This is a genomic window from Cobetia sp. 1CM21F (genome assembly GCF_023161745.1).
GTDB lineage: Bacteria > Pseudomonadota > Gammaproteobacteria > Pseudomonadales > Halomonadaceae > Cobetia > Cobetia amphilecti.
In genome coordinates this window covers 54,702-76,046 of sequence record NZ_JALNTQ010000007.1, presented here as the reverse complement: position 1 = coordinate 76,046, position 21,345 = coordinate 54,702, and the positions used below count along the sequence as shown (strand labels likewise).

Sequence of the window (21,345 nt, the reverse complement as noted above, 5' to 3'; positions counted from 1 at the left end):
CCTCAGGCCTTAGTGACACCAGACCTCAATGACACCCAAGGAGTCCCGCATGACCCCAGTCCTCTATGAATTGCGTGGCCGTGATGACCGCCTGCGTTTCTCGCCGTTCTGCTGGCGCGCACGTCTGGCCCTGGCGCACAAGGGCATCGAGGCAGAACTCGTGCCGATGCTGTTCACCGACAAGAGCCCGATCGACTTCTGCGATTCCACCACGGTGCCGGTGCTCAAGGATGCGCACGGCGTGGCGATGGACAGCTATGACATCTTCAAGCATCTGGACGCGCATTATCCGAACGCCGGCAATGGCCCGCTGATCGGTGATGCCCAGGCGCAGGCGCGTCTGAATTTCGTCAAGGTCTATGCCGAGCAGGTCATGGCCGTCGGCTTCTTCCGCCTGGTGGCGCTGGATCTGGTGCAGGCCATTCACCCGGATGACCGCGAGTACTTCCAGAGCGCCCGTGAAGCCCGCTTCGGCATGTCCTTCGAGGAGTTCCATAACGTCGAGATCGCGCGCGGCATTCTCGACAGCGCCTTCAAGCCGCTGCGTGGCCTGCTCGCCAATCAGCCTTTCATGGATGGTGATGCCCCGGCGGCGGCAGATTACCTGATCTTCGGTTTCTTCATCTGGGCCCATATCGTCTCTGACACCTCGCCCTTCGGCGAGACGGAAGACCCCAGTGATCCGCTGGTGCAGTGGCGCGAGCGCATGATGGATCTCTACGACGGCATGGCGCGCAAGGCGCCACGTGCCAGCGAGATTGCGCAGTAATCTCGCATCGGAGATGACCTTTCTCATGGCCCGAACGCTGAAGGGCGTTCGGGCCATGTCGTGCTGTTCCAGACAAGGAGCCCATGATGATCGATCTGTATTACTGGACCACGCCCAACGGCCACAAGATCACGATCTTTCTGGAGGAAGCCGGACTCGAGTACCGTCTCATTCCGGTGAACATCAGCAAGGGCGAGCAGTTCGCGCCGGAGTTTCTGGCCATCTCGCCCAACAATCGCATGCCGGCGATCGTCGACCATGCGCCTGCTGATGGCGGTGAGCCGATCTCGGTGTTCGAGTCCGGCGCGATTCTGGAGTACCTGGCCGACAAATGCGGCAAGTTCCTGCCGCGCGAGACGCGCGCGCGTAATGATGTGCTGCAGTGGTTGCACTGGCAGATGGGCGGCCTGGGGCCGATGCTCGGTCAGGTGCACCACTTCAAGCACTACGCGCCAGAACCGGTGGAATACGCCATCGAGCGCTATCACAAGGAAGGCGAGCGCCTCTACGGCGTGCTGGAGCGCCAGCTTGCGGGGCGTGACTTCGTGGCGGGGGACGAGTTGAGCATCGCCGACATGGCCATCTGGCCGTGGCTGAAGGCCGAGAAGCAGGAGATCGATCTGGCCCGCTTCCCGGCGGTCGCCGCCTATCGCGCCCGCATCGCCGAGCGTGACGGCGTCAAGCGGGCAATGACGCGTATCGATGACATCAATCCGGCCGCCAATGTCGCGATGGATGAGGAGGCGCGCCGTCATCTGTTCGGCCAGCAATCCTGACGGGCAGTCAGTGCTGCTGTGAAGTCGTGAAGCTGTGAAATTGTAGAGCTGAGAAGTTTGAAGCAACCGTTGATCTGTCGGCCTGCAGCGCTGTCAGGCCGACAGATCAGCGGGTCCAGTCCGTCGGCACACGACGGCGGATATGGTCGAGCAGCGCGCCGAGCTTGCGCGGCGGGTGCCCGAAGGGATAGTGCAGGCTGACCGGAATCGACGGCCCCTTCCACTCGGGCAGGCAGGCCTCGAACTGTCCCGGGTGCGCCGTCGCCCGGGTGCGCACGTGGTAGTCCGGCAGCAGGCCGATACCGGCGCCGTGCGCGATATGGTCGGCATGCACCACCACGTTGTCGACCGTGAAGCGTGACGGTGGCAGGCTCAGGCGATACTCGCCTTCCTCGGGGTGATTGAGCACCAGATTGGGGTGATGGCGGTCGATCAGATTGACCCAGTCATGGGAGGTCAGCTCGCTGGGGTGCTGCGGATGGCCGTGCTGGCGCAGATAGCTGGGGTGAGCGTAGAGATGTTGCTGCTGCTGACCCAGAATCTCCTCGCGCAGCCCGGTGTCCCTGGCCGGGCCTTCCCACAGCCACAGCATCACCTGGTCGTCATCGCGTGATGGCGGCAGATGGTTGGCGGTCAGGGTCAGGCGAATGCCCGGATACTCTTCGATGAAGTCGGTCAGCACATGATTGAACCAGCCACGCAGGAAGTGCGGGTGCGCGCTGACGGTGATATCACCGCTGATCTCCTCGCGCAGTTCATCCAGCGCGATCTGCGAGCGCTCGCCCAGCGACAGCATCTGCTGGCAGTACTGATAGAACAGCGTGCCGGCCTCGGTGGGAATCAGGCGATTGGCCTGACGGTGCAGCAGTGGCTGGCCGAGTTGATGTTCGAGATGGCTGATCCGGCGGCTGAGCGTGGACTTGGAGATACCGAGATGCTCGGCTCCTGCGCCCAGATTGCCGTAGCGCATGATGGCATCGAAGGCACTGAGGCCCTGAAATTCGTCAAGTACTGGAGGCATGACTTGGTGGCACCCGCCGCTGTTGTCTGCCGTTGAAGCGGCAAATAGCGTGAAAGAAAGCATGAAAGCAGGAATCGCGTCGTTGCTGGGGTGTGGGCCAGCGTCTCCCTGCCATTTTGGCCAGCATTGTAGCCGATCTGGTCGAGCGAATGGCATACATGTGAGTGATTCGCGTTTGCCTGTAGCCGGATGCGGCGAAACAACCGCCAGCCGGCGGCTTCCGCTGACCAGCCCGTGGCTGATGGCAGACGGGCGCTGACAGGCAGCCAGCGAGCCTCAAGCGAGCCTCATGCCGCTGGCGTTCGACAATCAGGGTTGACGGTTTCCGCGCCCCGCGCGGCAATTGCGCCCACATGAGATGCACATGGCGAGCGAGCGCGGCATCATGGCGAGATCAATGCGCAGCAGGCCTCGTCGCTGCGTCTCACTGTTCAAGGACCCAGTAGATGTCATTCGCTACCCGCTTGCGCGCCCGGGCCGCCTTGCTTGCCTCTCCGCTACGGCTTGCGTCATCAGCGCCAACGCCTTCATCAGCGCTATCTTCTTCATCAGCGCTGTTGAGGGCCGCCAGCCTGGCGGCCCCGTTGATGCTGGCACTGCTGGCCGCGCCGGTTCAGGCAGACGAGCGCCCCCAGATTCGTGTCATGGCCGCTGCCTCGCTGCATGATGCGCTGGATGCCATCGAGGCGCGCTACGAGCGTCTCGCCGACGTGGACATCATGCCGGTCTACGCCTCGTCCTCGACCCTGGCGCGTCAGCTGGCCAATGGGGCTCCGGCGCAGCTGTATCTGTCGGCCAATGAGCGCTGGATGGACTGGCTGGAGCAGCAGGCCGGCATCGTCGTCACCGGCCGTCACGACCTGCTGGGCAACCGTCTCGCGCTGGTCGCGCCCGGCCCCAGCCAGCTGGATGCCAGCGTCAGCAACGCCGAGGATGTCACCGATGTGGCCGAGCGTCTCGCCGCCACCGGCAGCAACACTCGCCTGGCCGTCGGCGACCCCGACCACGTGCCTGCGGGCATCTATGCGCGCCAGTCGCTGGAAGCGCTGGGGCAGTGGCAGACGCTGCGCTCGCGCCTGGCCAGCGCCGAGGACGTGCGCGCCGCGCTGGCGCTGGTCGAGCATGGCGAGGCCCCACTGGGGATCGTCTATGCCACCGACGCCGCCATCAGCCATCGGGTGCATCAGATCGGCCTGCTGCCGGACAGCAGCCATGATCCCATCCACTATCCTGCCGCCTTGATCAGTCGTGGCGGTGATGCGCCATCGTCACAGGCCGAGGCCTTCTCGGCCTGGCTCTCCAGCAACGAGGCCGGTGCCATCTTCCATCGCTTCGGCTTCAGCACGCTCGCCCATCAGGCTCCTGCTGCGCAGCCAGAGGCCGACTAGCCGCTGGATCAGCGTCGAGGTGCCTTGCGTCATACGCTGGCATGTCATCGACAAGATGAGGCCGCTACACTGGGAGCCTGCTGTCACATCGGCGTGATCAAGGCGGGCAGGGCTGTCTGCCGGCGCTTCGCGTCACGTCATGTGCGAGAACCTGTCTTCGTCTGAGGAAGATCCATGCTGAGTGCGCTGGAATGGGAAGCCCTGAGCCTGAGCCTCAAGGTGGCTTGCGTCGCGGTCGGCCTGAGCCTGATTCCCGGTTTTGCGGCGGCCTGGTGGCTGGCGCGACGTGAGTTTCGTGGCAAGGCGCTGGTCGATGGTCTGCTGCATCTGCCGCTGGTGTTGCCGCCCGTGGTGGTCGGTTACCTGTTGCTGGTCACCTTCGGGCGCAATGGTGCCATCGGCCAGTGGCTGGCCAAGGTCGATATCGTGCTGCCCTTCACCTGGCAGGGCGCGGCGCTGGCGGCGGCGGTGATGGCCTTTCCGCTGATGGTGCGCGCGATGCGCCTGTCGCTGGAGGCCATCGACCCGGGCCTGGAGGCCGCGGCCCGCACCCTGGGGGCCAATCCGCTGCGCGTGCTGTTCACGGTGACCATGCCGCTGGCGCTGCCGGGCATTCTCACCGGCGGCATGCTGGCCTTCGCGCGCGCGCTGTCGGAGTTCGGTGCCACCATCACCTTCGCCGCCAATATCCCCGGCGAGACCCGCACGCTGCCGTTGGCGCTCTATACCCTGATCCAGACCCCGGGCCAGGAAGGCGCTGCGGCCAGGCTGTGCGCCATCGCCGTGGTCATCGCGATGCTGTCGCTGCTGGCCTCCGAGTGGCTGGCGCGTCGCGCGCGGCTGCGCATGGAGGGGCGTGATGCTTGATTTCCATCTCCATCGTCAGCAGGGCGCCTTCACGCTGGATGCCACGCTCAAGGTGCCGGCGCGCGGCGTCACGGCACTCTTCGGGCGCTCCGGCAGCGGCAAGACCACCATCCTGCGCCTGATCGCGGGTCTCGAACGTCCCGACCATGGCCATCTGCGCCTGGACGGCGAGTGCCTGACGGGCGGCGAGAACGATATCTTCGTGCCGGCGCATCGTCGCAGGCTCGGCGTCGTCTTCCAGGAGCCGCGCCTGTTTCCGCACTACAGCGTGCGCGGCAACCTCCGCTACGGCATGCCGCGCGCCCTGACACCCGCCCAGCGCCAACAGAATCAGTCACGTCTGCATGAGATGGTGACGCTGCTGGGCATCGAGGACCTGCTGTCGCGCATGCCCGGCCAGCTGTCCGGTGGCGAGGCGCGGCGTGTCGCGATCGGCCGCGCCCTGCTGTCACGCCCGCGCATGCTGTTGCTGGATGAGCCGCTGACCGGCCTCGACGGCGCTCGCAAGCAGGAGCTGCTGCACTACATTGCGCGGCTGGCGCGCGAGATCGAGATTCCGATCCTGTTCGTCAGTCATGACACCCGCGAGCTGTTCGCGGTCGCCGACCGCCTGGCGCTGGTGGACAACGGCCGCATCACCGCCAGCGGCGAGATCGGTGACATGCTGTCACGGCTGGACCTGGCACCGCAGACCGGCCGCTTCGAAGCGGGCTCGCTGCTGACCGCCGAGGTGCTGTCGCACGATGATGACTGGCAGCTGACGCGTCTGGGGCTGGGCGCCGGGCTGAGCCTCAAGCTGGCGCGGCTGGCGATGCCGGTGGGGCGTCGTGTGCGACTGCGACTGCGGGCACGTGACATCAGCATCGCGCTGGAGACGCCGACCCATACCAGCCTGCGCAATGCCTTGCCGGCCGTGATCCACGAGATCGAGAGCGAGCGCGGCCACGCCAGCGCCGAGCTGGTGCTGGGCATCGCCGGCCAGCGGGTGAGGGCGCGAGTCGATCGTCTGGTCTGTCAGGAGCTGGGCCTCAAGGTCGGGCTGGGCGTCAAGGCGCTGATCTCCAGCGTGGCGCTCTCGGGCCCCGACGTGATCAGCCTGGACGCCATGGATGACGACATCCCTGTGGTGAATGCGGCCCAGCCGAGTGTGGCCCAGCCGAATGCGACACAGACAAATACCGCACAGGCCAAGGCGCCAGATGACGCAGGCTCTGCTTCGTCCGCGAGCTGACGCCGCTCGTACGCACCGTTCGCTGAATTCTCGAATTGATGGACTCTGGCAAGGAAACCTCTCATGCAGTTGACCCACCTGTGGCGCTATCCCCTCAAGTCCGGCGCCGCTGAGGCGCTTGAGACAGCGACGCTCGGCGAGGAAGGTCTCACGCAGGACCGCCGCTTCGTGGTGGTCGCGGCGCGAGGCAAGTTCGTCACCGCGCGTACGCATCCCCAGCTGCAGCGACTGGCCTTGCGCGAAGATGCCAGCGGCCAGTGGCGACTGTGGCATCTTGATCGCCCCGAATGCGGCAGCGTCAGCTTTGCCACCGATGACCAGGCCGAGCGTCTCGACATCCAGGTGTGGGCCGATCGGTTCACTGCCTTGAGCGTGAGCCTTGAGGCCGATGCCTGGCTGAGTGAGCAGGTCGGCATGCCGGTCAGGCTCAGCTGGCTGGGCGAGCGCTCGGAGCGCTATCGCGAGATCATCGCGCAGCGCGTCAGCGCCGCCGACGGCTTTCCGCTGTTGCTGGCCAATCAGGCTTCGTTGGCGGCGCTCAACGCCCAGACTCCGAGTGCGGACCATGGCATGGATCAGTTCCGCCCCAATCTGGTGATCAGCGGCGCCGAGGCATGGGCCGAGGATGGCTGGCAGGAAGTGCGCATCGGCGAAGCACGCTTCACGCTGGTGTCCTCCTGCACCCGCTGTGCGATGGTCAATGTCGACCCGGCGACGGGCGACAAGCGTGGCGACGGCGAGCCGCTCAAGACGCTGGCACGGGTGCGCCGCTTCGCGGATGGCCAGGTGCACTTCGGCTACAACCTCGTCGCGCTCGACCCCTCGCGCAAGCCTAGCTTGCGTGTCGGCGACGAGGTGGAAGTCACCGCCTTCAAGTGATGTCGCTGGAATCTTGCCTACAGGCCTGAACGCAAACGCCCGCCACCCTCGATGGCGGGCGTTTTCGTTGAGGGACGCTTGGCAAGACAGTTGGCGAGGCGCTTGGCAAGACGGTAGGCAAGTTCAGCCCGGCGGCCCGAACAGGGCAGGTTGGCCATGCGCCTCGCGCCAGACATCCAGCGCCGCACGGTGCAGCTGGCTGTGACGCCATGCCAATGCCTCGATATCGCGGTCATAGCCGCCACCGATCACGCAGGCCACGGCGGCGCCCGCCGCGCGACAGCGCTGGATGACATGTCGCTCGCGGTGGTAGAGGCCGCTGTCGCTCAACTCGAGATGGCCGAGCCTGTCCGCGGCATGCGGGTCGACACCGGCATCGAAGATCACCAGCTGCGGGCGTACCCGCGCCAGCACCTCTGTAAGCGTACGCTCCAGCACCGCCAGATAGTCCGCGTCGCCCATGCCCCTGGGCAAGGGCACGTCCAGATCACTTTGCTGCTTGCGCGCCGGGAAGTTGCTCTCGGCATGAAGTGACAGCGTGAAGACCCGCGGCTCGTCGGCGAAGATCAACGCCGTGCCATCGCCCTGATGCACATCGAGATCGACGATCAGCACGCGCTTCACGCCGTCCTCCAGCGCCTGATGCGCCGCCACGCCGATGTCGTTGAGCAGGCAATAGCCGCTGGCGGCCTCCGGGTGGGCGTGATGGGTGCCGCCCGCGGTATTGCAGGCCAGTCCGCGCTTGAGCGCTTCGCGTACGGTGGTCAGGGTGCCGCCCACGGCCAGCACGCTGCGCTCGCGCAGTGCCTCGCTCCACACGAAACCGCTGCGCCGCTGGGCCTGCGCGCTCAGGCTGCCAGTGAGGAACTCATGCACATAGCGGCGGGTATGCACGCTGAGCAGGTCATCCTCCTCGGCGGGCTCGGGCGTCACCCAGTCGACGGCCGAGGCGCAGTCGGCCAGCTGGCGGTCGAGCAGACGCTTGAGCACGCTGAACTTGTCCATCGGGAAGGGATGCTTCTCGGGCAGCGCGATTCGATAGCCGGGATGATGGATCAGCGCCAGCGGCGGGCAGTGGGCATCAGCGACGGGGCACAAAGTGCACCTCCTGCCCGTCGGTGGTCAGCTGGCGGATGGCGGTGGGGCGGCCGTCGCTGTCCAGATCGACCAGCCCGATGCCGCAGGCGTTCAGCAGGCGTTCGCCCTGACTGGCCGCGTCGTGACGGCGCGGCGTGACGCGCATGTTGCGCCGGCGAGTCAGCAGATTGAGCGGTGAGCGCGGGGCGTACAGCCAGCGATTGAGACGGTCGAGCACATCCAGCAGGCCGACCGGGAAGCGATTGCGGATGCCGCTGCTGGTGATCTGCCAGATGCTCGGGCTCGAACGCCGATGCTTGAGGCGTACATCGTAGGCGAAGGAGTAGTGCACGTCGCCGGACAGGATCACGAAGTTCTGCGGCGTGCGCGAGTGGCGGAAGATGTTGAGCATCACGCTGGCCGCGCCGCGATGCGCCATCCAGTTCTCGGCATCGACCATCAACGGCTTGCCGGCCAGCGTGAACAGCTTCTGGATGCTCTCGATCAGCTTGACGCCGAACATCGGCGCCGGGGACACCAGCACCACGGCCGGATGGCCGACCAGGCGTTGCTGAAGCTCGCTCAGCGCCTCCCAGTCCATCAGTCCCGAGGGATGCGAGAGCTTGCGCTCGCTGCGCCAGCGGCGGGTGCGCGTATCGGCCACGATCAGCGGCGGCGTGGTGTCGAGCTGATAATCCCAGCTCTCGCAGCGATGCAGGTGGGCGATCAACGCCTCCTGACGCTCGACAGCGAAATGGCCGTCTGCGGCCCTGTCAGTGCCAGTCAGGGCATGAGTGAACAGCGCCCGGGTCTCCTCCAGCAGCTCCGCCAGTGGCTCCGGCCCGTTGCCGGCGGCCTGACACAGCAGATAGCCGGTCAGCGCATTGCCGATGATGCGGCGCGAGAAGGGGTGGCCATAGGCGGCTTCCTCCCAGGCGGCGCTGAGGTTCCAGTCATCGGTGACATCGTGGTCATCGAAGATCATCAGGCTGGGCACATTGGCCAGCAGGCGACGAACCTGACCGAGTCCGCCACAGAAGCGCCGCAGATGGCGGGCCTCGGTGGCATGGCGCTCGCGGGTGGCGTCGTCATGGCCCTCGAGCGCCGAGGGGTCTTCCAGGGTGATGCCCAGCGCCTCCCACGGCACGTCAGACCACACCAGCAGGTACATGGCGATGACTTCCGACAGGCCGATCAGGTGGTTGTCGGCACCGGTGGAGGTGAAGATGGGCTTGCGCTTGGCACCGAAGAAGCTGGCGGCCACACCTTCGTTGGCCGGCATGTCCGGCAGCAGCTGCGGGCGGTGGTAGAGGTGCGAGGGGTGCTGGCGCAGCTCGCGAGTGTCGGAGACCTCGGCCTCCATCAGCGTCTCCTCCGGCAACCCCAGCCCCGCGATCAGCTGATCGATCGCGCCCAGCATCGGCCCCGCGACATCGTCGGCGTAGATCTGATCGCCGGTGAACAGCATCACCTCCGGCCACTCGGCGACGCTGTGACGACGCTCGCTCAACCAGCGATCCAGCGCCACCAGTCCGTCGCCACCCGGGCCCTTGGGCGGTGGCGTCTCAAGGCGATCGGTCGACGCAGCGTCTTCTGCACTCTGCTGCGCCTGCTGCTCGTCGTCACTCAAGCCGTGGTGCGGCTTGCGGCAACTGCCATGCGCGACACGCGTCAGGCGTGACGGCAGTCGAAAGCGCGGCAGGCTTTCACCGGGGTAGCAGATCTGTGGCGCCCAGTCGGCGATGCCCTGCCATTCGAGCGTGTCTGTCGATGATGCTGACGCTTCCGTTGTCGATGACGCTGTCGTTGTCGCTGACGGCTCCGCTAGGCCCAGCTCGTAGGCGATGGCGCAGTCGGCGGGCAAGGGCGTGTCGGGATGCGCTTCGATCAACAGCAGCCAGGCGTGCTCCCCCAGCGGCATCGCCAGATGCTCCGTCAGCCGACAGCTTGATGTCGTCGGCAGGCCATCCTCCCCTCGCGTGGGAGGTGTCGCGTCCTGCTCCGGCAGCAGCCACACCCGTGCCTGCTGTGGGCGAGAGGTCACCAGCCACAGCATCACGCCCTCGGCGGTGACACGGCGCAATATCGGGCCTGCCAGCACGCGGGGCAGGGCAGCAGTCGGTGTGGGAGAGCCGTTGGCAGGCAGCGAAGCGGACGAAGTGGCAGACATGAAGCAGGCTCGATGGCAGGTGGAGACGGATAGCGGTCAGCTGACTATCATCAGCTGACGCTTAACAAGCAACAGCGGAACAGGCGACGAACACCAGTCATGGGCGCAGGCGTGGGCTTGGGCGTATGAGTGGCTCCGTGCGTTGAGTGTGACAACTCGTCGTGGCGCGAGGTTCGCAGGCTCGCAAAGCATGCGCGAGCTAGCGTAAAGTTGGGCCCTTGAATGCACATGGCGTTCGCACAATAGCATGGGAAACCGGCATGAATGATCCATCGGCGAAGCGCCTCGTGAGTCCGCTGTCCAGGCCAGTCAACCGCGGGCACGGCTCGCGTAGCTCCATCTGGCGCAAGGTCGCCCTGGCAGCAAGTCTTGCTATTGGGCTGTCTGCGAGTCTCTTCAGCCCTGCGGCCCTGGCCGCCGAGGCGTCGCTGGCGACAGGCGAGCGCCACGTGCTGGCGGCCAATGACTGCCTGCCCGCACCCAGCGGGCCGGTGGTGTTGACGGTCGAGGGCGCTGTCAGCTGTGGCAATGCCGGCTCCCTGCAGGCACCGCGGGCGCGTTTCGATCTGGCGATGCTCGAAGCCATGCCGTCGCGCGTGGTGGCCACCCACACCCCCTGGACCCAGGGACGTGTCAGTTTCTCCGGCCCGCTGCTGCGCGAGCTGGTGGCGCGGGTGTCTGAAGATGCCAGGGGGCTCAAGGTGCGGGCACTGAATGACTTCGTGGCCGAGATTCCCCTCAGCGACATCGAGGACTTCGATGTCCTGCTGGCCACGCGCCGCGACGGCGAGCGCATGCCGGTGCGTGACCTCGGGCCCTTGTTCGTGCTGTATCCCTTCGATGCTCATCCGGAATTGCTCAATGAGCAGGTACGCTTTCGCAGTGTCTGGCAGGTCACCGGGCTGACGCTGGAGTGAGCGAGGGCTGGCGCCTGACCCCTCAGGCGCAAGATGACATGGAGTCATGCAGTGAATCAGTCGCCGGATGAAAGATCCCCGCTTTCAGGCACCGCTGCTGATCAGTCCCTTGCTGATCAGGGCATTGCCGCGTCGGGTGTGGGCGGAAGCGGCAATTCCCCCGCGCGCTGGCCGCTGTGGCTGGGCATGGCGATCAGCATCCTGTGTCTGCTGGCCTCCATCGGCATCGGCGGCACCATCCTGCACAACCAGGTCAGCCTGGAAGACCGCACCCGCGATGACGCCGTCTGGTCGATCTACAAGCTGGATCGCGAGGCGGTCAGCCTCTCTTCCTCGATAGCGCGCTATCGCGTCGCCGGGCCAGCCGATCGTGCCAGCATCTGGAATGAGGTGCTGCAGAATTACGAGCTGCTCTACAGCCGCACCTATATCTTCCGGCGGGGGGATTTCCAGCGCCACCTGATGACCCTGCCGGCCGTGCCGCTGCTGGCCGATGAGTTGATGAGCCAGATCGAGTATCTCGATCTGCGGCTGGAGAAGTGGCGGCATGGCCCGGTGTTCGAGGGCACGGGCCCGGTGCAGGGCGCCCAGGCTGACGACGCTTCCGCAGACATTGACGCTGCACAGCGCTCCCAGGTGCTGGGGCCCGAGGGTCGCGAGGCGGCGGAGTTCCAGCAGCTGAGTGATGCACTGGGCGATACCACCCAGACGCTGTTGTTGCGGGTACGCGCACGCCTGGCCGAGGAGCTGGCCCACGAGCGTCAGAGCCGCGACAGCCTGGTGCAGCTGATGTTGCTGCTGCTGGCGCTGATGCTGCTGGCCACCTTGATGGTCTGCCGTCAGGTCTGGCTGCAGGCCCGCGGGCGTGAACAGGCCCGCCTGCAGATGCTGGCGATGTCGTCGGCCCTCAAGCACGAGGCGGCGCGGGCCGAACAGGCCAGTCGCGCCAAGTCCGAGTTTCTTGCCACCATGAGCCACGAGATTCGCACCCCGCTCAATGGCGTGATCGGCATGAGTGAGCTGTTGCTGGCCGAACCGCTGCAGAGCAGTGCGCATCGCTATGCCAGCAGCCTGCGCGACAGCGGCGAAGTGCTGATGGGGCTGGTGGATGATGTCCTCGACTTCTCCAAGATCGAGGCCGGCAAGCTCAGCGTCGAACGACGCCCCTTCGAACTGCACACGGCCATCGATGGCGTGATCGACCTGCTGCTGCCGCAGATGGACAGCACGCGCATCGTCTTCGATGACCGCCGCTCCGCCCAGCTGCCCGAGCAGGTCATGGGCGATTCGGTGCGTCTGCGTCAGGTGCTGCTCAATCTGCTCTCCAATGCCTTCAAGTTCACCGAGCAGGGGCGTGTCTGTCTGCTGGTCGAGGCATTGCCGGCGGGGCGCGTGCGCTTCGAGGTCGATGACACCGGCATCGGGGTCAGTGAAGAACAGGCCGCCCAGCTGTTCGAGCCCTTTACCCAGGGCGATGCCTCCACTGCGCGTCGCTTCGGCGGTACCGGACTCGGGCTTTCGATCTCACGGCGGCTGGTCGAGCTGATGGGTGGGCGACTGGGCCTCAAGCAACGCCCGGGCAAGGGTGCCTGCTTCTGGTTCGAGCTGCCGCTGCCACGCGCCGCGGCGCTCAAGCGACCGGCCTTCACCTCCGCGCCCCTGCCGCTCAGCCGTGGCGAGCATGTTCTGGTGGTCGACGACAATCACATCAATCGCGAAGTGGCCCACTCCATGCTCAGTGGCCTGGGCTACACGGTGACGACGGTCGACAGTGGCGAGGCGGCGCTGGCGTGGTATGCGCGCCAGCGCGATACGGTGCTGGTGCTGCTCGACCTGCGCATGCCGGGACTGGATGGATTTGCGGTGGCGCGGCGTTGGCGTGCCATGGAGCACAGTGACAGGCGCGCGCCGAGCCTTATCGTCGCGATGACGGCCAATGTGGCGGCGGGGGAGCGTGCGCGCTGCCTCTCGGCGGGCATGAACGACTTCCTGTCCAAGCCGATCCGGCGTCAGCAGCTCGCCAGCATGCTGGCGCGCTGGCAGTCGGGCAGCCAGGACCTCGGCGAATGGCGCGTCAATGCCCTCGCCAGCACCCAGCCCTTCGACCCGATCAACTATTCCCCTACCACTGAGCGGCCGCCCCACTTCGAGGCACCGCCGGAAACCGGTGAGGCACTCGCGCGTGCGGCGTCACTGGTGGCATCACTCGATTCCCCCGCTGCTAGGCGTCGCATGATCCATGAGGCCCAGGCGCGTGCCACTGAGGCCGAGGCTGAAGCTGAAGCTGAGACTGAAGCTGAAGCAGACAAGGTCAGTGAGCCGGCGGCGGCTGATCGCGTCGAGCGGCGTGAACATGAAAGCGAAGGCGAGAGCGAACGGGAAGGGGAAAAAGAGGGGCACACGAGCATGAACACAGGGGAGTCGTGGACATCTGGCGGCTCAGCGGCGGAGCTTGCACAGGCCGCGACGCCTGCGCTGCGGGATGAGCTGGATGCCGACAGCATCGCGGCCCTCGAGGCGGCCTTCGAGGAGCAGCTCGAGCAGCAGTCCCAGCGCCTGTCGCGGGCGGTGGATCATATGGACCTGAAGCAGCTGCAGCATGAAGCCCATCTGCTCAAGGGCAGCGCCGCCACCCTGGATCACGACCTGCTGCGTGACGCCGCCCTGCAGCTGGAGCTGCTGCTGGCATCCGATACGCCGCGCACCCGCATCGAAGCCGCGGTGGCGGCGCTGCTGGCCGAAATTCGTGATCACCGCATCGCCCACGATGCCGGTCAAGCCTGGCGCTAGTGATGGTGGGCGCCAGCAAAGCCGCCCTCGGCCAGACACATCACCTCAGGCATCACCTAAGACATCACCTCAGTGCTGGCGGCGGCGCAGTTCGCGTTCCACCAGCGTCACGCCGGGCGTGGTCTGGCCCTGAATGCCCTGCAGCGCCAGCGTCAGCGTCGCATCTGCGATCTGCTGGTGTCGCTGGGGCAGTGAATGGATCGGTAGCGGCAGGAAGTCGAGCAGGCGGTCGTCGCCGAAGCTGGCCATCGCCTTGGGCGGATTGGCCGGCGGCCCCTCGGCGAACAGCACATCGAGCACGCCATCCATCAGGGTGTAGGAGGCGGTGACGATGGCGTCCGGCAGCGGTGAATGGCGGAGATGCTCGGTCAGCGCCGCCGCACCGGCCTCGCGCTCGTAACGCGCGGCATGCAGGGTGGTGGCCTCAAGCTCGCTGCTGCCGGTGCGCTGCTGATAGTGCGTCAGCGCCGCCTGCATGCCGCTGGCGCGCGCCCGCGTGATATCGATCTCCGGCAAGGCATCCAGCCACAGCAGTCGCTGCGGCGCGTGTTCCAGCACGGCTTCGGTCAGCTGGCGGGCGGCATCTTCATTGTTGCTGACCACGCTGGCGAAGTGGCGCGTATCCAGCGCGCGATCGACACCGATGACCGGGAAGCCATCCAGCGCCAGTTCGCGGTAGAAGGGGTCATCGGGGGACAGGCAGCTGGCGGTGATCAGCGCATCGACCCGTCGCGCCTTGAGCATGCGCGCCAGCTCGCGCTCGGTTTCCGGCTCATCGTCGGAGCAGACGATGAACAGCTGATAGTCGCGCTCACGCGCCCCGCGCTCCAGCAACTTGGCCAGGCGGGCATAACTGGCGTTCTCCAGGTCCGGCAGCATGAAGCCCAACGTGCGGCTTTCACCACGCCGTAGCGCGGCTGCCTGGGCATCGATCCGATAGTGATGACGTTGTACCACCGCCATGACGCGCTCGACCGTCTGGGGGCTGATACGTCGTGCCTGTGCCTGCCCATTGACCACATAACTGGCGGTGGTGCGTGAAACGCCTGCAAGACGCGCGATTTCTGCCAGGGTCATGCCACTGTCCTTGCTGGAAAGGGGGAACGGGATCTGCGTGCTCCATGTGCGAGGAATGATGCGCACTTGTGGGCTCGGGTGCAAATCCTCTCTGCGCCGGGCACGCCTCGCTCGACGCCTCTCGAGGCCGCGCCACAGGCGGCTCTACGCCCAATGTCTAGTCACCAGAAGCACGTTTTCGGTTTGTGTTCGCTTGATCGGGCGCAAGAAAACGGCCAGCATGAGCCCTATTGAGGTGACACGATTCAGCATGCTCGTCATCACGCCATGACGCCGCTACCCTGTCGGAACTCGCCAAGTGACGTGTCGCGGCAGCTGAAAGATACGCTTGCAGCGCACCGCCAACATCCAGGCTCCTCACCAGAAGGGAGCCTCAAGGAGCCAGCCATGCTCAGTCTTGATCGCGAGGACATTCTTCTCGCCGCCCATGCCAGCGACTGGCGCGATGCCTTGCAACAGGCCGCCGATGCTCTGGTCGCCGGTGGGCGCGCCACGCCCGACTACCGTGAGGGCCTGCTGGCGCGTGAAGCCCAGTCTTCCACCTACCTGGGGCAGGGGATCGCGATTCCCCACGGCACGCCGGACAGCCGCGAGGCCGTGCTGGCCACCGGGGTGCGTGTCCTGCAGTTCCCGCAGGGCGTGGAGTGGCACGACGGCAATCGCGTCTTCCTGCTGGTGACCATCGCGGCACAGTCCGATGAGCATCTCGACATCCTGCGTGCGCTGACGCGTGTGCTGGATCGCGATGGCGTCAGTGAGCGCCTGGCCTCGGCGACCACCGCCGAGGAAGTGCTGAGCGAGCTGGGCCGCGAGGTGGTGCCGCCGCGCCTGGATGCCGAGACGCTGCTGTGCGGCTTCCCCGCGCGCGATCGTGACGAGCTGGTGCTGGCGGGGGCCGCGCGCCTGCGCCAGGCCGGCTGTGTCAGTGATGGTTTCATCTCGGCCATGCTCGCCGCCCAACCGGTAGCGCTGGGGCAGGGCGTGTGGCTGGCGCAGTCGCAGCAGGATGTCACCCGCTCGGCGCTGGCCATCGTCACGCCGGAGAAGGCGCTGGAGACGCGCCACGGACGCATCACTGCGCTGGCCTGTCTGGCAGTCGATGCCCGGCAGGGCCAGCATCAGCCGTTGCTGGAGCGCCTGCTGACGCTGTTGGAAGAGGGTGCGGGCGAAAGCCTGCCGGGCCTGTCGGCCAGCGCCCTGCTGGCGCGGCTGTCGGGGGAATCCGCCACGGCGCAGCTGGCTCAGGTCGTGTTGCTCAACGCCCACGGCCTGCATGCGCGTCCGGCCAAGCAGCTGGTGCAGGCGGCGCGCGAGGCGGGAGAGCAGCATGGCGTCATTCCGGCGCTGCGACTGGAAGGCGATGACAGCGGTGTGGTCAGTGCCGCCAGTCTGACCAAGGTGCTGGGGCTGGGCGCACGCCGCGGCCAGACGCTGATCTTCAGCGCCTCCGGCGATGACTCGGCGGCCAATCAGGCGGCGCTGAGCATGATGGTGAGCGCGGTGCAGGCCGGTCTCGGCGAGGCGGTGGAGCCGCTGGCCGATTGGCGCGCCGACGCCGCCACGCCGCTGGAGGCCGGCGAACAGCAAGCCACCGGCGACACCCAGCAGGCCGCTCCCGCCGCCGACAGCGTGGTGCCCGCGGTGGCCGCCTCGCCGGGCATGGCCATCGCGCCGTGCTGGGTGATGCGCCTGCCGCGTTTCGTCTACGAGACGCGCAGCGATGCCGGCGCCGATCGTGAGGCCGAGCGCCTGGTGGCCAGTATCCAGACCGCTCGCGAGCAGTTGCTGGCGCTGGTCAATCGCGCCGAAGGCGCCGAGATGGCCGAGATTCTCTCGATGCACGAGGAGATGCTCGGCGATCCGGAGCTGTTTGCCGCGGCGCGCGAAAGCCTCGATGAAGGCCACAGCGCCGAAGCGGCGTGGTGGTCGGCCATCGACAGCGCCGCCAGTGCCCAGGAGAACCTCGCCGATCGCCTGCTGGCCGAACGCGCCGCCGATCTGCGCGATGTCGGGCGGCGGGTGCTCGGCGTGCTGACCGATACGCCGCTGCCCAGCGCCCCCGAGACACCGCATGTGCTGGTGACCGAGGACATCGGCCCGTCGGATGTGGCGCGCCTGGATACCACTCGCGTGCGTGGACTGGTCACGGCGCTGGGCGGGGCGACCTCGCACAGCGCGATTCTGGCGCGCTCGCTGGGCATTCCGGCGGTGGTCGGGGCTGGCCCGAGCGTGCTGGCGATCGCCGATGGCAGCGAGCTGATCGTCGATGGTGAACGAGGCCGCGTCAGCGTGATGCCCTCGGCCAGTCGCCGCGCGCGCGCCGAAGAGGCGATCGCCGGGCATGAGCAGCGTCAGGCCGCCGCCTGGGAGTCGCGCATGGCGCCCGCCACGACCCTGGATGGCCATCATGTCGAGGTAGTCGCCAATCTGGGCAACACCGCCCATGCCGGCGACGCCGTCGAGCGCGGTGCCGAGGGTGTCGGCCTGCTGCGCACCGAATTCGTGTTCATGGCGCACCCGCAGGCGCCGGACCTCGCCACCCAGACCGCCCAGTACGGTGAGGCGCTGGATGCGCTCGAGGGGCGGCCGCTGGTGGCACGCACGCTGGATGTCGGCGGCGACAAGCCGCTGCCGTACTGGCCGCTGCCGCGTGAGGACAATCCTTTCCTCGGCCTGCGTGGCATTCGCCTCGCCCTGACGCGCCCGGAAGTGCTCGAGACCCAGGTGCGGGCGCTGCTGACGGCCGCCGGGGCGCGGCCGATTCGCCTGATGTTCCCGATGGTCAAGGACCTGGCCGAACTGCGTGGCGCGCGTGCCATCGTCGATCGCGTGCGTGCCGAGCTGGACGCCGCCTACGCGGCCGAACATGGCCAGCCGCCGGTGCGCGACGTGCAGGTCGGCGTGATGATCGAGATCCCCTCGGCGGCGCTGACTGCTGCCAGCATCGCGCCGGAAGTCGACTTCTTCTCGGTGGGCACCAATGACCTGACCCAATACACCCTGGCGATCGATCGTGGCCATGCGACCCTCTCGGCGCAGGCCGATGGCCTGCATCCGGCGGTATTGCGCCTGATCGAGATGACCGTCAGTGCCGCCCACGCCCACGGTGCCTGGGTCGGCGTCTGCGGTGAGCTGGCCAGTGATGACCAGGCCGTCGGCGTGCTGGTCGGGCTGGGCGTGGATGAGCTGTCGGTGTCCAGCCGCCAGATTCCGCTGGTCAAGGCGCGGGTGCGCGAGCTGGACCTGGCCACGGCGCGTGAGCAGGCGCGGGTCGCGTTGGCCCAGCCGACCTCGGAAGACGTACGCAGTGCTCTGGAAGCGCTGCTCGAGCAGGGCGAGCCTTCGGTTGCCGAGGCCACCTCAGGCGCTGCGGCCAGTAATGCGGCCAGTGATGCGGCCAGTAATCCGGACAGTAATGGATATAGCCCGCGGGAGTCAGTGTGATGAGTGACAATACGACGCGTCAGGCCGCCGACTGCCCGGTATTGTGCGTGACGCTCAACCCGGCGCTGGACATGACCATCGGCCTCGACAGCCTGGTGCCGGGCAAGGTCAACCGGGCGCGCAGCCACCATCTCGAGGCGGCGGGCAAGGGCATCAACGTCGCGCGGGTGCTGGCGACACTGGGCCATCCGGTGACGCTGAGCGGCTTTCTGGGCGCCGACAACCAGGCCGATTTCGAGGCCGCCTTCGCCGAGTGGGGGCTGAGTGACGCCTTCGAGCGCGTCGCGGGCGCGACCCGCATCAACGTCAAGCTCGGGGAGGCCAGTGGTCGTGTCACCGATATCAACGGCGCGGGCATGCAGGTCGATGAGGCTGCCTTCACGCGGCTTGAGGCGCGCATCGATGACTGGATCGATCGTCAGCAGGCCGAGGGCAGCCCGGAGCGCTGTGCCGTCGTCATCGCCGGCAGCCTGCCGCCGGGCGTCAGCAGCGAGCAGCTGGCGAGCCTGGTGCAGCGGGTGCGTGCCCGCCGCATTGCCTGCTGGCTGGATACCAGCGGCACGGCACTCGAAGCCGGTCTGGCGGTGCCGCCCAGCGGCGTGAAGCCCAACGAGCAGGAACTGGCGCTGTGGGCGGGCGAGCCGCTGGAGAGCGACGCCGCGCGTCAGCGCGCGCTGGCGAGTCTGGTCGAGCATGGCATCGAGCAGGCGCTGATCTCTGCCGGCCCGGAAGGCGTGCTGTGGGCAAGCCCCGGCGCCGAGACACTGCGGGCACGCCCGCCGCGCATGCGAGTGGTCAGTACCGTGTGTGCCGGTGATACCCTGCTGGCCGCCATGCTGCATGGGGTGCTCTGCCATCCGACACCCACGGCGGCCATGCGTGAACAAATTCTGCGTCATGCCACGGCGCTTTCCGCCGAGGCCGTGACCCACCCGGGGCCGGGCAATCCCGCCGCCCCGGAGCTTGAAACCCTCCAACAACACACCAGCATCGAGACATTGGCCAGTGCCGAGGTCGCGACAGCCGGAGAGCCACGCCCATGAATGTCATCATCGTTACCGCCTGCCCGAGCGGCATGGCGACCAGCTTCCTGGCGGCGCGTCGCCTGGAGCAGGCCGCCCGTCGTCGCGACTGGGAGCCCCTCATCGACATGCGCTCGCAATTCGAGCGTGAACTGGTGCTGGGCGATGCCCAGCTCGCCGCCGCCGAGCTGGTGATCGTCGCGGCGTCGCCGATGACCAGCGCCGGGCTCGAGCGTTTCGTCGGCAAGCGCGTGCATGTCGCGCCCATCGAAGAGGCGCTGCCGGACCCCGCCGCCTTCCTGGCCAATGCCGAGGCCCGCGCCCGCGTGCTGGAAGCCAAGGACATCGCCGACGTGGCTGCGACTGTCAGCACGACGGCCAGCGGCGCAGCAAGCGCAGCTGATGGAGAGGTGGCGCACAAGCCGTCCATCGTCGCGGTCACCGCCTGCCCGACCGGCGTGGCGCATACCTTCATGGCCGCCGAGGCCCTGAGCGAGGCAGGGCGCGCGCTGGGCTACCCGACGCGGGTCGAGACCCAGGGCTCGGTGGGCGCGCAGGATGCGCTGACCGAGCAGGAGATCGCCGCGGCCGAGGTGGTGATCCTGGCCTGTGATATCGAGGTCGACCCGACGCGCTTCGCCGGCAAGCGGGTCTGGCGGACTTCCACCGGCACCGCGCTCAAGAAGCCGCGCGATACCATCGAGCAGGCACTGGAAGGCGCCGAGGTGGAATCCGCCACCGCCGCGGGCGGTCAGGGCAGCCAGCAGAAGGGCGAGAAGCGTGGCCCCTACAAGCACCTGCTGACCGGCGTGTCCTTCATGCTGCCGATGGTGGTGGCGGGCGGTCTGATGATCGCGCTGTCCTTCGTGTTCGGCATCAAGGCCTTCGAGGAAGAAGGCACCCTGGCGGCGGCGCTGATGCAGATCGGCGGCGGCTCTGCCTTCAAGCTGATGATTCCGGTGCTGGCGGGCTATATCGCCTACTCCATCGCCGACCGCCCGGGCATCACGCCGGGCATGATCGGTGGCTGGCTGGCCGCCACTTTGGATGCCGGCTTCCTCGGCGGCATCATCGCCGGCTTCCTGGCGGGCTACAGCGCGCTGGGGCTGAGCCGTTTCGTCAAGCTGCCGCAGTCGATCGAATCGCTCAAGCCGATCCTGATCATCCCGCTGGTGGCGAGCATGGTCACCGGTCTGGTGATGATCTACGTGGTCGGCACGCCGGTGGCGGGGCTGATGACGACGCTGACCGAATTCCTCGAATCGATGGGTTCGGCCAATGCCGTGCTGCTGGGCATTCTGCTCGGCGCGATGATGTGCTTCGACCTCGGTGGCCCGGTCAACAAGGCCGCCTACGCCTTCGGTGTCGGCCTGCTGGCCAGCGAGACCTATGCGCCGATGGCGGCCATCATGGCCGCTGGCATGGTGCCGGCGCTGGGCATGGGGCTGGCCAGCTTCATCGCGCGTAGCAAGTTCGCCGAGCCGGAGCGTGAGGCGGGCAAGGCCAGCTTCATTCTCGGCCTGTGCTTCATCTCCGAGGGTGCGATTCCGTTCGCCGCCAAGGACCCGCTGCGCGTGATTCCGGCCTGCATGGTCGGCGGTGCCGTCACCGGCGCACTGTCGATGCTGATAGGTGCCAAGCTGCTGGCGCCGCACGGCGGGCTGTTCGTGCTGCTGATTCCCAATGCCATCAACGTGCCGCTGATGTACCTGGGCGCTATCGTCGCCGGTACCCTGGTGACGGGTATCGGCTATGCGCTGATCAAGAAGGGCGCCCAGCAGGTCGAGACTGCTGCCGCGACCTGAGTCGCTGGCAGGCAGGTAAAGACGCAAACGCACAAGGCAAGACGCAAAAAGCCCCCGCCGGTCTCCCAGCGGGGGCTTTTTGCATTGCAGGCCGAGCGCAGGCGCTCAGCGA

At 67.0% G+C, this 21,345-nt stretch carries 15 protein-coding genes; 11 read left to right on the top strand and 4 right to left on the bottom strand.

Translation table 11 applies throughout. The features are described from left to right. The first annotated feature begins 49 nt into the window (after positions 1-49). A complete protein-coding gene (locus MSG32_RS16795) occupies positions 50-769 on the top strand; it encodes a glutathione S-transferase N-terminal domain-containing protein (protein ID WP_166020010.1) in 720 nt (239 codons plus the stop codon). Between the two features lie 86 nt (positions 770-855). Beyond that, positions 856-1,545, top strand: coding sequence for a glutathione S-transferase C-terminal domain-containing protein (locus tag MSG32_RS16790; protein WP_153636974.1), 690 nt, complete (start codon positions 856-858; stop codon positions 1,543-1,545). A 106-nt stretch (positions 1,546-1,651) separates the two neighbouring features. Here MSG32_RS16790 and MSG32_RS16785 read toward each other — a convergent pair whose 3' ends face one another. After that, on the bottom strand, positions 1,652-2,566 hold the full coding sequence (locus tag MSG32_RS16785) for a LysR family transcriptional regulator (RefSeq protein ID WP_248380913.1): 915 nt from the start codon (positions 2,564-2,566) through the stop codon (positions 1,652-1,654). A 446-nt stretch (positions 2,567-3,012) separates the two neighbouring features. Here MSG32_RS16785 and modA point away from each other — a divergent pair, with 446 nt between their 5' ends. The 4 genes from modA to MSG32_RS16765 all read left to right on the top strand — a co-directional run bounded on the left by modA (position 3,013) and on the right by MSG32_RS16765 (position 6,931). Continuing rightward, positions 3,013-3,954 carry a molybdate ABC transporter substrate-binding protein gene (gene modA, locus MSG32_RS16780; protein ID WP_248380911.1) on the top strand — a complete coding sequence of 314 codons (942 nt, stop codon included), beginning with the start codon at positions 3,013-3,015 and terminating at the stop codon, positions 3,952-3,954. A gap of 174 nt (positions 3,955-4,128) precedes the next feature. Further along, on the top strand, positions 4,129-4,821 hold the full coding sequence (modB, locus tag MSG32_RS16775; RefSeq protein WP_043334370.1) for a molybdate ABC transporter permease subunit: 693 nt from the start codon (positions 4,129-4,131) through the stop codon (positions 4,819-4,821). Then, the gene (gene modC / locus MSG32_RS16770) at positions 4,814-6,052 is read left to right on the top strand and encodes a molybdenum ABC transporter ATP-binding protein (protein WP_248380909.1); all 1,239 of its coding nucleotides are present in this window, start codon (positions 4,814-4,816) and stop codon (positions 6,050-6,052) included. The genes modB and modC overlap by 8 nt, the downstream gene beginning before the upstream one ends. Before the next feature lie 63 nt (positions 6,053-6,115). Next, the gene (locus MSG32_RS16765) at positions 6,116-6,931 is read left to right on the top strand and encodes an MOSC N-terminal beta barrel domain-containing protein (protein WP_248380906.1); all 816 of its coding nucleotides are present in this window, start codon (positions 6,116-6,118) and stop codon (positions 6,929-6,931) included. 123 nt (positions 6,932-7,054) lie between these two features. Here the strand turns inward: MSG32_RS16765 and MSG32_RS16760 are convergent, their stop codons facing one another. Both MSG32_RS16760 and MSG32_RS16755 read right to left on the bottom strand, forming a co-directional pair. Further along, positions 7,055-8,029, bottom strand: a complete 975-nt coding sequence (locus MSG32_RS16760; RefSeq protein ID WP_248380903.1) for a histone deacetylase — start codon at positions 8,027-8,029, stop codon at positions 7,055-7,057. Next, positions 8,013-10,178, bottom strand: coding sequence for an alkaline phosphatase family protein (locus tag MSG32_RS16755; protein WP_248380900.1), 2,166 nt, complete (start codon positions 10,176-10,178; stop codon positions 8,013-8,015). The genes MSG32_RS16760 and MSG32_RS16755 overlap by 17 nt, the downstream gene beginning before the upstream one ends. 260 nt (positions 10,179-10,438) lie before the next feature. Here MSG32_RS16755 and MSG32_RS16750 point away from each other — a divergent pair, with 260 nt between their 5' ends. Continuing rightward, the gene (locus MSG32_RS16750) at positions 10,439-11,095 is read left to right on the top strand and encodes an oxidoreductase (protein ID WP_248380897.1); all 657 of its coding nucleotides are present in this window, start codon (positions 10,439-10,441) and stop codon (positions 11,093-11,095) included. Positions 11,096-11,146: 51 nt separating this feature from the next. Further along, positions 11,147-13,885 carry a sensor histidine kinase gene (locus tag MSG32_RS16745; protein WP_248380894.1) on the top strand — a complete coding sequence of 913 codons (2,739 nt, stop codon included), beginning with the start codon at positions 11,147-11,149 and terminating at the stop codon, positions 13,883-13,885. Positions 13,886-13,954: 69 nt separating this feature from the next. On the opposite strand, the gene cra is transcribed toward MSG32_RS16745, so the two are convergent. After that, the gene (gene cra, locus MSG32_RS16740; protein ID WP_248380891.1) at positions 13,955-14,962 is read right to left on the bottom strand and encodes a catabolite repressor/activator; all 1,008 of its coding nucleotides are present in this window, start codon (positions 14,960-14,962) and stop codon (positions 13,955-13,957) included. A 387-nt stretch (positions 14,963-15,349) separates the two neighbouring features. On the opposite strand from cra, the gene ptsP reads away from it, so the two are divergent. The 3 genes from ptsP to MSG32_RS16725 are packed head-to-tail and all read left to right on the top strand — an operon-like array spanning position 15,350 to position 21,233. Continuing rightward, the gene (gene ptsP / locus MSG32_RS16735; RefSeq protein ID WP_248380889.1) at positions 15,350-18,406 is read left to right on the top strand and encodes a phosphoenolpyruvate--protein phosphotransferase; all 3,057 of its coding nucleotides are present in this window, start codon (positions 15,350-15,352) and stop codon (positions 18,404-18,406) included. Beyond that, entirely contained in the window at positions 18,406-19,449 is a 1,044-nt protein-coding gene (locus MSG32_RS16730) for a 1-phosphofructokinase family hexose kinase (protein WP_248380886.1), read from the top strand. Before ptsP ends, MSG32_RS16730 begins: the two co-directional genes overlap by 1 nt. Next, entirely contained in the window at positions 19,446-21,233 is a 1,788-nt protein-coding gene (locus MSG32_RS16725; protein WP_248380884.1) for a PTS fructose-like transporter subunit IIB, read from the top strand. Before MSG32_RS16730 ends, MSG32_RS16725 begins: the two co-directional genes overlap by 4 nt. Positions 21,234-21,345: the final 112 nt, after the last annotated feature.